The organism is Streptomyces sp. ISL-99 (assembly GCF_018614005.1).
GTDB lineage: Bacteria > Actinomycetota > Actinomycetes > Streptomycetales > Streptomycetaceae > Streptomyces > Streptomyces flavidovirens.
In genome coordinates, this window is the sequence record NZ_JAGGPC010000015.1 from 21,125 (window position 1) to 32,648 (window position 11,524).

11 protein-coding genes are annotated in these 11,524 nt (G+C 72.8%); 5 read left to right on the forward strand and 6 right to left on the reverse strand.

Going from position 1 to position 11,524, the window contains the following annotated elements; translation table 11 throughout:
• Positions 1-96 precede the first annotated feature (96 nt).
• Positions 97-900: a lipoyl(octanoyl) transferase LipB gene (lipB, locus tag J7E91_RS09475; protein ID WP_214900823.1), complete on the reverse strand. Its 804-nt coding sequence runs from the start codon at positions 898-900 to the stop codon at positions 97-99.
• A 235-nt stretch (positions 901-1,135) separates the two neighbouring features.
• On the opposite strand from lipB, the gene J7E91_RS09480 reads away from it, so the two are divergent.
• On the forward strand, positions 1,136-2,653 hold the full coding sequence (locus J7E91_RS09480; RefSeq protein WP_214900825.1) for a regulator: 1,518 nt from the start codon (positions 1,136-1,138) through the stop codon (positions 2,651-2,653).
• A gap of 365 nt (positions 2,654-3,018) precedes the next feature.
• Here the strand turns inward: J7E91_RS09480 and J7E91_RS09485 are convergent, their stop codons facing one another.
• Both J7E91_RS09485 and J7E91_RS09490 read right to left on the reverse strand, forming a co-directional pair.
• Positions 3,019-4,338, reverse strand: a complete 1,320-nt coding sequence (locus tag J7E91_RS09485) for an NAD(P)/FAD-dependent oxidoreductase (protein ID WP_308376274.1) — start codon at positions 4,336-4,338, stop codon at positions 3,019-3,021.
• A gap of 208 nt (positions 4,339-4,546) precedes the next feature.
• Complete coding sequence (locus J7E91_RS09490; protein WP_214900829.1) at positions 4,547-5,452, reverse strand: TIGR01777 family oxidoreductase; 906 nt, start codon at positions 5,450-5,452, stop codon at positions 4,547-4,549.
• A 48-nt stretch (positions 5,453-5,500) separates the two neighbouring features.
• On the opposite strand from J7E91_RS09490, the gene J7E91_RS09495 reads away from it, so the two are divergent.
• Positions 5,501-6,028, forward strand: a complete 528-nt coding sequence (locus tag J7E91_RS09495) for a GNAT family N-acetyltransferase (RefSeq protein WP_214900831.1) — start codon at positions 5,501-5,503, stop codon at positions 6,026-6,028.
• Between the two features lie 75 nt (positions 6,029-6,103).
• Positions 6,104-7,252 carry a PP2C family protein-serine/threonine phosphatase gene (locus J7E91_RS09500; RefSeq protein ID WP_214900833.1) on the forward strand — a complete coding sequence of 383 codons (1,149 nt, stop codon included), beginning with the start codon at positions 6,104-6,106 and terminating at the stop codon, positions 7,250-7,252.
• On the opposite strand, the gene J7E91_RS09505 is transcribed toward J7E91_RS09500, so the two are convergent.
• Entirely contained in the window at positions 7,215-7,880 is a 666-nt protein-coding gene (locus J7E91_RS09505; protein WP_214900834.1) for a TetR family transcriptional regulator, read from the reverse strand. The two genes, J7E91_RS09500 and J7E91_RS09505, sit on opposite strands and share 38 nt — an antisense overlap.
• A gap of 129 nt (positions 7,881-8,009) precedes the next feature.
• On the opposite strand from J7E91_RS09505, the gene J7E91_RS09510 reads away from it, so the two are divergent.
• Complete coding sequence (locus J7E91_RS09510; RefSeq protein WP_214900835.1) at positions 8,010-8,783, forward strand: SDR family NAD(P)-dependent oxidoreductase; 774 nt, start codon at positions 8,010-8,012, stop codon at positions 8,781-8,783.
• Between the two features lie 77 nt (positions 8,784-8,860).
• On the opposite strand, the gene J7E91_RS09515 is transcribed toward J7E91_RS09510, so the two are convergent.
• Positions 8,861-9,379: a DUF4240 domain-containing protein gene (locus J7E91_RS09515; RefSeq protein WP_214900836.1), complete on the reverse strand. Its 519-nt coding sequence runs from the start codon at positions 9,377-9,379 to the stop codon at positions 8,861-8,863.
• A gap of 192 nt (positions 9,380-9,571) precedes the next feature.
• On the opposite strand from J7E91_RS09515, the gene J7E91_RS09520 reads away from it, so the two are divergent.
• Complete coding sequence (locus J7E91_RS09520; RefSeq protein WP_214900837.1) at positions 9,572-10,498, forward strand: SDR family oxidoreductase; 927 nt, start codon at positions 9,572-9,574, stop codon at positions 10,496-10,498.
• A 30-nt stretch (positions 10,499-10,528) separates the two neighbouring features.
• Here J7E91_RS09520 and J7E91_RS09525 read toward each other — a convergent pair whose 3' ends face one another.
• Entirely contained in the window at positions 10,529-11,497 is a 969-nt protein-coding gene (locus tag J7E91_RS09525; protein WP_214900838.1) for a YafY family protein, read from the reverse strand.
• Positions 11,498-11,524 lie beyond the last annotated feature (27 nt).

Below are 11,524 nucleotides of genomic sequence, written 5' to 3' on the forward strand. Positions count from 1 at the left end.
CGACTTCGATTCTTCGGCGCCCACCAGGGTACGCCCGATATTTGTATGGGGATTACGTCTCGCCAACCCATGGCCAGCGGTCCGCATTCCCCGGGGCTAGACGGTGGCCTTCTCGACGGGGCGAGGGGCCGGATCCGCGTTCTCCAGTACGTCCCGCAAATGCTTCTCGACGACCGGCAGTACCTCGTCGATGGTCACGTCACGGCCCAGCTCGCCCGCGAGCGAGGCGACGCCCGCGTCGCGGATGCCGCACGGCACGATCCGGTCGAACCAGGTGTTGTCCGGGTTCACGTTCAGCGCGAAGCCGTGCATCGTGACGCCCTTGGCGACGCGGATGCCGATGGCGGCGAGCTTGCGGTCCTCGCGGCGCTGGCCGGCGTTGGACGGGGCGTACTCGGGGCCGTTCATCCGCGGGTCGAACTCCTCGTCCCGCAGCCGCGGATCGAAGTCCAGGGAGAGGCCGCCGACCGGAACCGACGGGCGCTGCTCCACGGGATCGCCCAGTACCCAGACGCCGCTGCGGCCCTCGACCCGGCTCGTCTCCACGCCGAAGTCGGCGCAGGTACGGATCAGGGCGTCCTCGAGGCGGCGTACGTGCGCCACCACGTCGACCGGGCGCGGCAGCTTCATGATCGGGTAGCCGACGAGCTGGCCGGGGCCGTGCCAGGTGATCTTGCCGCCGCGGTCCACGTCCACCACGGGCGTGCCGTCCAGTGGGCGCTCGCTGTCCTGCGTACGCCGTCCGGCCGTGTAGACGGGCGGGTGCTCGAGGAGCAGGCAGGTGTCCGGGACCTCGTCGGCGAACCGTGCCGCGTGCACCTCGCGCTGCTTCTGCCAGGCAACCTGGTACTCGACCGCTTCCTCGCCGAACCCCAGTCGGACAAACCGCAGCTCACTCACGGCAACGCCTCCCTAGAACCACCACCCTGCGCGTTTCGCGCGCCTCAGCCACTGTACGGCCGCGGCGATGGAGGTCCCCGGGCAGGTCGTTTTTCGTCAGCGTCCCCATAAATCCTCACACGATCGGATGAATGCGGCTCGAAGGTGCCGGAGCGGGCGCCAGGTGTCGCTAAATTCGCGCCGTTCCATGAGGGCTGCTGCCCGGGCGCCCAGAAGGCAGGAGACCGCACAGCTGATGACGGAACGACCCCCGCAGCGCAAGCCCAACCGCCAGCTCGCCGCGCTCATCGCCGAAGCGGGATTCTCCAACGCCGGCCTTGCCCGACGGGTGGACCAGCTCGGCCTGGAGCACGGACTGGATCTGCGGTACGACAAGACCTCGGTGACCCGCTGGCTGCGCGGACAGCAGCCGCGCGGCACCACGCCGGCGCTGATCGCCGAGGTCTTCACCCGTCGCCTCGGACGGCGGCTGACCGCCCAGGACCTGGGGCTCGACGCCTGCGCGCCCGTCTACGCGGGGCTGGAATACGCGGCCACCCCGGAAGAGGCCGTGGACATCGTCAGCGGGCTGTGGCGCAAGGACGCCGGCAGCCACGCCGAACTGCGCAAGATCGCCTTCACCCCGGCCGGGCTCGTCGTCCCGAGCCGGGACTGGCTGATCGGGCGGGCCGACGACCGGGTCGCCCGCGGTGACCCGCCGCTGCAGGGTGTGAGTGCTGGTGCTGGTGCTGGTGCTGGTGCCGGTGCTGCTGCCGGAGCCGGGTCGGGAGCCGGGTCCGGGGTGCGGGTGCCCGCCCAGGGCCGGCCTTCCACCGTGCCCCGCCAGCGGCAGACCGACCGCGGCCCCGGACAGCGCGTCTCGTCCGGGGACATCGCGGCGCTGCGCTCGGTCGGCGAGCTGTTCCGGTCCCTGGACGACGCCTACGGCGGCGGGCACGCCCGGCAGGCTCTGGTGCGCTATCTGGAGCACGAGACGGAGCCGATGCTGCGGGGTACGTACGGGGAGGCGACGGGCCGGCGGCTCTTCGCGGCCGCCGCCGACCTGACCCGGCTGGCGGGCTGGACGTCGTACGACATCGCCGCGCACGGCCTCGCCCAGCGGTACTTCGTCCAGGCGCTGCGGCTGGCACAGGCCGCGGCCGACCGGCCGTACGGCTCGTACGTGCTGGCCACCATGAGCCGGCAGGCCGTCCATCTCGGGCACGGCCGGGAGGCGGTGCAACTGGCGCGGGTCGCGCAGCAGGGCGTGGGGGGCACGGCGCCGGCCGTCGTGCAGGCGCTGCTGCACTCGGTCGAGGCGCGCGGGCACGGGGTGCTGGGAGAGGTCCGGGCGTGCACGGCCTCGCTCGTACGGGCCGAGCGGGCGATGGAGTCGGCGCGGCCGGGGGACGAACTGCCGCACTGGGCGCGCTTCTTCGACGAGGCGCAGCTGGCGGACGAGTTCGGGCACTGCCACCGGGACCTTCAGCAGTACCGGGCGGCGGCGCAGCACGCGGAGCGGTCGCTGCAGCTGCGGGCGCCCGGCTATGCGCGCAGCCGGCTGTTCTGCCGGGTGGTGCTGGCGACCGCGCGGCTGGGGCTGGGGGAGCTGGACCAGGCGTGCGCGCTGGGGGCGGAGTCGGCGCAGCAGGCTACGGAGATGCGGTCGGCTCGGGCGCTGGAGTATGTACGGGACTTCGAGAAGCGGCTCGAGCCGTATCGCGATGCGGCTGCGGTCCGCAATTACCGGGACCGGGTGGCGGCGCTGGGCTGAGCCGGGCCCTGGCGGGTGCGGGGGTGCGGACGCGGGTGCGGGTGCGGGTGCGGGTGCGGGTGCCTGCGGCGCCTTTCCCCACCCCGCCCCTTCCCGAAACTGGGGGCAAGCCCCCAGGCCCCCGGAGGCCCTACGGGCGTGTCCTCAAACGCCGGACGGGCTGGATTGCAGCTGAGCACGGCTCACAGAGCCGCGCTCAGCCGACGACCCCGGCTCGCGGGCCTCTGCCCTCGCGGGCAGCCCCCGCCCCCGCCGGGCGCATCCAGCCCCGCCGCGTACGTCCAGCCCCTCCGGCGTTTGAGGAGCGGGGTCTGGGGCGGAGCCCCAGTTTCGGGAAGGGGCGGGGTGGGGAGAGCCCCGCAGGGTTACGCGGCCTCGCGTGTCGCTTCGGTCGCGTAACCGGGCTGGATGCCGAAGTCCAGGAGGATCTCGTGCGCGGCCCGGCGGCCCGAGTGGAGAGCGCCCTGCACCGTGCTCGTCCCCCGGTGGTCGCCGCACACGTACAGACCCGACAGGAGCCGTACGGGACGGCGCAGGTCGTGCGGCGCCGGCATGGCCGGGACCGCCTCCCGGTCGTGGTGGACCGCGAGGAGTTGCCAGTCGTCGGTGGGTACGCCGTAGAGCCTGGCCAGGTGGCCGCGTACCGCGCAGTCGGCGCCCGGCGGGGGCGTGCCGAGGACGGTGGAGGAGATCAGCGACCGGCCGCGCGGCGCGCGCGACGGGTCGACCTCGCTGAGTACGGCGGTGTGCGAGACCGGGCCGCCGCGGTCGGCGTCGAGCAGCAGGGCGGGGTCCGTGAGCGGGGAGGCGGGCGCGGCGTGGTGCAGGACGGTCACCTGGTGGAAGGGCGGCACCCGCAGTCCGGGCAGCAGGCCGGCCGCAGCCCGTGCGCCGGTGGCCAGCAGCAGGGAACGGCAGCCGAATTCGCCGTGTTCCTCGGTGGCGACCGAGGTGGTGGAAGTGGCGGTCACCCGTACTCCGGTACGCACCGTTCCCGGCGGCAGCGTGGCCGCCAGCAGCTCGGGCAGCGCGGAGGCGCCGCCCGCGGGCACGCACAGCCTGCCGCGCGCGAAGCCGCGCAGCGCCAGATCGGCGCACCGGCTGGAGGTGCTGAGCTCCGGGTCACTGAGCAGCGCCGAGAGCAGCGGGCGCAGGAAACCGTCGACCGTACGAGGCGGCAGTCCGCGCCCGGACAGGGCTTCGGCGGCGGGCCGTTCGGGGCGGGCCATCAGCCGCTGCACCGGTGTGGCCGCCAACCGCCCGAGGGCCGAGGCGAGCCGGGCCTGGTCGAGCGCGCCCCCGAACGGCGGGCGGGAGGCGCCCGGCCGCGGAGCGCCTGCCAGGGCGCGCGCGGCGCTCAGCGCGCCCCGCGCGCTCCCGGCCTCCCCCGCGCGGTAGTGACGGCCCTCGCTGTGCACGAGGACGCCGGGCGAGAAGGTGCGCAGTGCGAGCCCTTCGAGGCCCGGCGTGCGGAGCAGTTCCGGATACGCGGTGCTGAGGACCTGGCCGATGCGGTCGAGCCGGAAGCCGTCGACCTCCTCGGTGGCCATCCTCCCGCCGACGCGAGGGGCTGCCTCCAGGACGCGCACGGTTACTCCGGCGCTGGTCAGCTGATGGGCGGCGGAGAGACCGGCGACCCCGGCCCCCACTATGACGACGTCCGCGTGGTGTGCGGTGGTGAGCACGTGCCCCTCCCCGAGGTCGGCGCGACTGTGGGGGTCTCTTGCCCTCAACAGGTTCACGGAATGCCCGAGTTCCCGTTGAAGCCTAGAAGCGGATGTGGGCGGGCACAGTCGCGCACCGACCGGGGCATCGGAGCACAACCGGAGCACAACGGTCGTACGGCAGACAGAAATCGATCAGAATCGGTCAATCGGTTTCATGTGACCCAGGTCAACAGCGCAGCGCCGCCCGCAGTGTGTCCTCGATCCCCGGGAACGCGAACGAGAAGCCCGACTCCTCCAACTGCCGCGGCAGCACCCGCTGGCTGCCCAGCACGTCCGCCGAGAACTCGCCCAGCGCGAGCCGCAGCGCCGGCGCGGGGACCGTGAAGAACGTCGGCCGCTTCAGGACCCGCCCCATCGCCTCCGTGAGCTCACGGTTCGTCACCGGCCGCGGCGCCGTGAGGTTCACGGGGCCCGAGAGCGACTCGGTGTCGATCAGGTGGCGCAGCGCCGCGATCTGGTCGTGCATCGCGATGTAGCTCTGGTACTGGCGGCCCGACCCCAGCCGCCCGCCGAGCCCCGCCCTGAAGAGCGGGAACAGCCTTCTTCCCCAGGCCCCGCCCTCGCCCGCCACCACGAGTCCCGTACGGGCGAAGACCGTCCGTACGCCCGCCTCCTGCGCCGGAGCGGCGGCCTCCTCCCACTCCACACACACGGACGGCAGGAAACCCTCGCCGGGCGGCGCTTCCTCGTCCACCGCGCGCTCCCCGGTGTCGCCGTAGAAGCCGATCGCCGAACCGCACACAAGAACCTTCGGCGGCGCGTCCAGGGAAGCGACGGCTTCGGCGATCGCGGCCGTACCGAGGACCCTGCTCTCGCGGATCTCCTTCTTGTACGTCTCGGTCCAGCGGTGGTCGCCGACGCCCGCCCCCGCGAGGTGGACGACCGCCTCGCACCCGGCGAGCCCGCCGGCATCGACGTACTGCCGTTTCGGATCCCACGTCACCTCCTCCCGGCCGCTCGCCGCGCGCCGCACGAGGCGCACCACCTCGTGTCCGTCCGCGCGCAGCGAGCGCACGAGCGCCGTACCGATGAGACCGGTCGAGCCGGTGACCGCGATCCGCATGCCGCCCATCCTGCCCCGCACTCCGGCTCGCCGTGACCGGATGGCACAGTGGCAGCCATGCCGGAGCCCACCACCGCGCCCGTGATACGTCCCGCCACGGCGGCCGACGACAAGGAGCTGGCCGAGCTCGACCGGGAGACCTGGTCGCCGGTGCACTCCGTACAGCCGAGGCCGCAGCCGCCGTACGGCCCGTTCTTCGACGAAGGGCACCGGCCCGAGGACATCCTGGTGGCCGAGCTGGACGGAGCGATCGTCGGGTACATCCGGATTGTCCCGCCCACCCCGCTCCCCAGCAACGCGCACGTCCGGCAGATCCAGGGCCTGGCCGTGGCGGACCGGGCGCGCGGCCGCGGGATCGGGCGCGCGCTGCTGCGCGCGTCCTTCGACGCGGCGCGCGGGCAGGGCGCCGTGCGCATGACGCTGCGGGTGCTCGGTCACAACGTGCCCGCGCGTGCGCTGTACGAGGCCGAGGGGTTCGTCGTCGAGGGCGTGCTGCCGGGCGAGTTCCACCTTCACGGCACGTACGTCGACGACGTGTTCATGGGGCGTGTGCTGAGGGGCGTGCGGCAACTCCCTGAGTCATAGTGGGAGGGGTATGAAGAAGCTCCGTATGCCGCCCACGTCAGCGACCCGCGCGATGAGCCGCGGGCCCTTCGTCCGATGAGTTCGGCGCGGGCCAGGGGTGCGGAAGAGGCTCCCGGCTGGCTGCGCGGAACGCCGCAGCCGCGCTGGCTCAGGGCCCTGCCCGCCGTGATCCTCGCCGCCCTCACCTTCGCTCAGGTCGTCACGCCCCAGACCCTCCAGCTGGGCTACTTCGTCGTCGCCGTGACACCCGTCGCGGCCCTCGCCTACGGCCCGCTGAGCGTCGCGGTGCTCGGCTGCCTCACCCTCCTGACGCTGAGCCTGCCGTACGGCCGCCGGATCTGGGACGTCGAGACCCCGGACCTCCTCGCGGTCGTGGTCGTCGTCGTGCTCAGCGTGGTCATCGCGTGGGTACGCACGCGACGCGAGCAACAGCTGGTGACGGTCCGCACGGTGGCGGAGGCCGCCCAGCTCGCCGTGCTGCCGCCGCTGCCCGCCACGGTCGGCCAGGTGCGGTGCGCGGGGCTGTACCGGTCCGCGCAGCGCGGGCTGCTGGTGGGCGGGGACCTGTACGACGTACGCGAGGGCCCGCATGGCGTACGGGCACTGGTCGCCGACGTACAGGGGCACGGTCTGGAGGCCGTCGCGACGGTCGCCGCGCTGCTGGGCGCCTTCCGCGAAGCGGTGCTGGACGAGGAGGACCTGGCGCGGGTCGCCGCGCGGCTCGACCGGCGGCTGGTCGTCGACTCCCTCGCCGACGAGCACGCGGAGCTCTTCGCCACCGCTGTGGTGCTGGAGTTCCCGGCCGGGGAAGCCGTCATACGGGTGGTCAGCTGCGGCCACCCGCCGCCATTGCTGCTGCGGGGCGGGAGTGCGCACGAGATCGATGTGGACCCGGCGCCGCCGCTGGGGCTCGGCCTGGCCGGGATGGTCCCGGTCGAGGTGGCCTCCGTACCGCTGGAGCAGGGGGACCGGATCCTGGCCCACACGGACGGGGTGACGGAGGCGCGGGACGCGGCGGGCGCCTTCTACCCGCTCGTACGGCGACTGCCGGCGCTGGCCGCTTCTGTCCCGGTTGAGGACCTGATGGCCCTCAACGAGGCCGTACGCGAGGACCTCGTGCGCTTCGCGGGCAAGGCGGAGAACGTGCACGACGACGTGGCCCTGCTCGCGCTCGGGCCCGGAGAGGTCAGCGACCGGGAGCCGGCAGCCGCATCCCGCCCATGAGTTCGTTCAGGCAGCGCGCGGCGAGTTCGGCGGGGGAGCCGGGGCCGGAGACGGGAGCGTCCGTCGCCGACCAGGTCTCCAGCGCCGTACGGACGGCTGCCGTGGCGGCGGCTGCCGCGAGGCGGACCTCCAGGGGGTCGGCGGCGGCGCCGGCCAGCCGGCCGATGACGGGCACCAGCAGCTCCTCCGACTCCTGATTCACGCGGTACCAGACGGCGCGCAGCGCGGTGTCGCTCTCGGCCGCGCGAAGCAGGCCGCGCGTCCAGCCGAGCTGCTCGGCGGCCTCGGCGTCGGGTGTGGCGAGCGCGTCCGCGACGGCACTTTCCAGGGCCGTGAGGACGCCGGTGCCGGGCTCGGCGGCGGCGAGCAGGCCGCGCCAGCGGTCTGCGCCGCCGGAGAGCAGCGGTCCGACGGCGTCCTGCTTGCTGCGGAAGTAGCGGTAGAAGGTGCGCAGCGCCACGCCCGCGCGCCGCGCGATGTCCTCGGCCGTGGTCGCGTCGGGGCCGCGCTCGGCGAAGAGCTCGGCGGCCGCGCGGGCGATGTCGAGCTGGGTGGCGGCCTTGCGGCGCTCGGTCAGGGACGGCTGCGGGGCGGGCTGCGGGGTCTCGGGCGGCGGCTGGGTGCTCACCCCGGAAGAGTACGCCGGGCAGTCCACGAAGTGCACGCGATGACGCTATGGCAAAACATGCCAGGTAGGCGTACGGTGGAATGTGGGCAGGTGAGAGAGCCCGCCGCCATCAGCAGACCGGAGAACAGCATGAACCGCTACGAAGGCCGTCGGGTACTGATCACGGGCGGCGGCTCGGGCATCGGCCGGGCCACCGTGCACCGGATCCTGGCCGAGGGCGGCCGCGTGGTCGCCGTCGACGTGAACGAGGCCGGCCTGAAGGCGACCGCCGCGCGGGCCGCCGCCGACGGTGTGGCCGAGCGCCTCACCACCGCCGTGTTCGACATATCCGACGAGGTGGCGGTGCGCGAGGGTGTCGCCGCCGCGGTCTCGGCGCTGGGCGGTGGCCTTGATGTTCTGGTCAACGCGGCGGGAATCCTGCGCTCCGAGCACACCCACAAGACCTCGCTCGACCTCTTCAACAAGGTCATCGCGGTCAACCTGACCGGGACCTTCCTGATGATCCGCGAGGCGGTCCCGGCGCTGCTGGCGGGAGACAGGCCGGTCGTCGTCAACTTCTCCTCGACCTCCGCCTCGTTCGCGCACCCGTACATGGCTGCGTACGCGGCGAGCAAGGGCGGCATCCAGTCGATGACTCACGCCATCGCGAGCGAGTACAGCAAGCAGGGGCTGCGCGCGGTCGCCGTCGCGCCGGGTTCCATCTCCTCGGACATGACGAGCGGCCAGGGCCCCGGGCTGCCGGAGGACGCCGACCTGACGCTCTTCGCGAAGCTCGCCCCCGCCATCGGTGAGGGCTTCGCGGCCCCGGAGACCGTCGCGGGCGTCGTCGCCATGCTCGGCTCCGAGGACGGCGCCTTCATCACCGGAACCGAGATACGGATCGACGGAGGGACCCACTTCTGACGGCTGACGGCTGACGGCTGACGGCACAGAGCTGACGGCAGACGGCCGACGGCTGACGGCTGTGGGGACGCCGGGGGTCACTTGCCGAACCGCTCCCATAGCCGGGGGAAGCGGTCGGCCAGGGCCGCTTCGTCCTCCAGGTCGAACGGCGTGCCCTCCGGCTCCGGGGCCTGCGCCGGGACCCCCAGGTCCGGAGTGACCCCGCCGGTGAGCTGTTCGTACGCCTCGTCCGCCGCGTACCCCAGCTCCTCGCCGTCGCCGTCGACCTCCTCGTCGAACTCGTCGAGGAGGTCGGCAAGGTTGTCCGGGTCGTGCAGCGCGCCCTCGAAGACCTCCCGGCCCTGGGCGATCAGCCAGCAGCGGAAGAAGTCGAACGCGTCGTCGCCCGCACCGCCGAGCAGCACGGCCGCCGCGCCCCACAAGTCCCAGCGGTACGCGCGGTTGTAGCGGACCTCGAAGTGTCTGGCGAAGTCGAGCACGGACTCGGGGTCGAGCTGGAGCAACGCGTCGACCAGCAGGTCGGCGTGATCCTCGGGGTCGCCCTCGGCGGCCTCGCGGGTGTGGTCGATGATCTCCCAGAATTCCGTCTCGTCCATCACGGGACAAGCATCGGCCTTGCCGCAGGCCCACGCACGCGGAGTACCCCGGATGCGGCTGTGTCGTTACCGGGCGCGCTACGCACCTCGTAAAACACGACAGAAGGTGTCGGCTTTGGGTGCCAGTGTCGTGTCGTACGGCAGGGATACGTACGGCACGCGGACGTGCGGCACACGAGGTGAGGAGCAGGTATGAGCGAGCTGGACGCGCCACTCAAAGGCAGGATCGCGCTGGTGGCCGGGGCCACCAGGGGCGCGGGGCGGGCCATCGCCGTGCAGCTGGGCGCGGCCGGAGCGACGGTGTACGTAACCGGGCGCACCACCCGTGAGCGGGTCAGCGAGGTCGGGCGGCCCGGCGAGACCATCGAGCAGACGGCCGAAATCGTCAACGACGCGGGCGGCGAAGCCATCGCCGTACCCACCGATCACCTCGAAGAGGACCAGGTCAGGGCGCTCGTCGAGCGGATCGACCGGGAGCGCGGCCGGCTGGACATCCTGGTCAACAGCCTCTGGGGCGGCGACCACCTGCTCGAATTCGGCAAGAAGATGTGGGACGTCGAGCTCTCGCGCGGACTGCGGATGCTGGAGCTCGGCGTGAAGACCCACGCCATCACCCTCAGCTTCGCGCTCCCCCTGCTGGTGCGGAACCGTGGCGGACTGGTGGTGGAAATGACCGACGGGACGGACGAGTACAACCGGACCCGCTTCCGGGAGAACTTCTACTTCGACCTCGCCAAGAACGCGCCGATCCGGATGGCGTTCAACCTCGCCCACGACCTGAAGGACGTGGGCTGCACGGCGGTTGCCGTCACCCCGGGCTTCCTCCGCTCGGAGGAGATGCTGGACGCCTTCGGCGTCACCGAGGAGAACTGGCGCGACGCGATCGCGAAGGTTCCCGACTTCGTGATCGCCGAGTCGCCGGTGTATGTCGGCCGGGCGGTCGCGGCCATCGCCGCCGACCCCGGGCGGGCGCGCTGGAACGGGCAGTCGCTGTCCAGCGGACAGCTCGCGAAGGAGTACGGCTTCACGGACACGGACGGCAGCCGGCCGGACGGCTGGCCGTACATCATGGAGGTTTCACAGGGCGGCAAGGACGCCCCGGCGAGCGACTACCGATAGCCGCGGGCGCCCCCGCCCGGTCGTTGCCTCCTAGTCGTAGAGCCGGGCCGTACGGGCCGCCGCCTCCGCGAAGCGTTCGCGGAGGTCGGGCGGCTCCATGACCTCCAGCTCCGGGCCGAGGGAGAAGAGCTGGCCGAAGGCGACGTCGTACGACTCGACCGGCAGGGTCACCGTGATACGCCCCAGCTCGTCCGGCGGCCCGGCCACCGCCAGCGCCTCGGTCGCCGCGGCGCGGTCCACGGCGTACGGCAACTGCCGCGCGCCCGCCTCCGACAGCCGCACCACCACCTCGGAACGCAGGATCGAGCGGGCGAAATCCGCCGCCCGCTCCTCCCAGAACTCCGGCAGCACGAAGCTCTCGTCCCGCACGAAGCGCTCGTCGGACACGACCACGGAGGCGAAGCGGTCGATCCGGTACACGCGGAAGTCCCCGCCGGAGCGGGCGCACAGGTACCAGACCCCGGCCTTGAGCACGAGGCCGTAGGGGGCCAGCTCCCGCTCCACCTCGCGGTCGTGACCGCGCCGGTAGAGGCCGGTGATCATCCGGTCGTCCCAGACCGCCTCCGCGATCGTCGGCAGCAGCTTGGGTGTCCTGGGCTCCTGGTACCAGCCGGGTGCGTCGAGATGGAACCGCTGCGCGGCCGTGTCGGACGCGTCCCGCAGGGAAGGGAGCAGCGCCGCAGAAACCTTTAGCCGTGCCGCCGACGCCGCGTCGTCGAGCCCCATCTCGCGCAGCGCGCCCGGCAGTCCGGACAGGAACAGCGCCTCGGCCTCGCTGCGCGCGAGGCCGGTCAGGCGGGTGCGGTACCCGCCGATCAGGCGGTAGCCACCGGTCCGGCCTCGGTCGGCGTACACCGGAACGCCAGCCTCCGACAGCGCCTGCGCGTCCCGCGTGATGGTCCGCTCGGAGACCTCCAGCTCACGGGCCAGTTCGGCGGCGGTCATGGAGGGGCGGGACTGGAGCAGAAGCACCATTTTGATGAGGCGGGCTGCGCGCATGGCGGCCATTGTGCCGGGTGCGGTGCG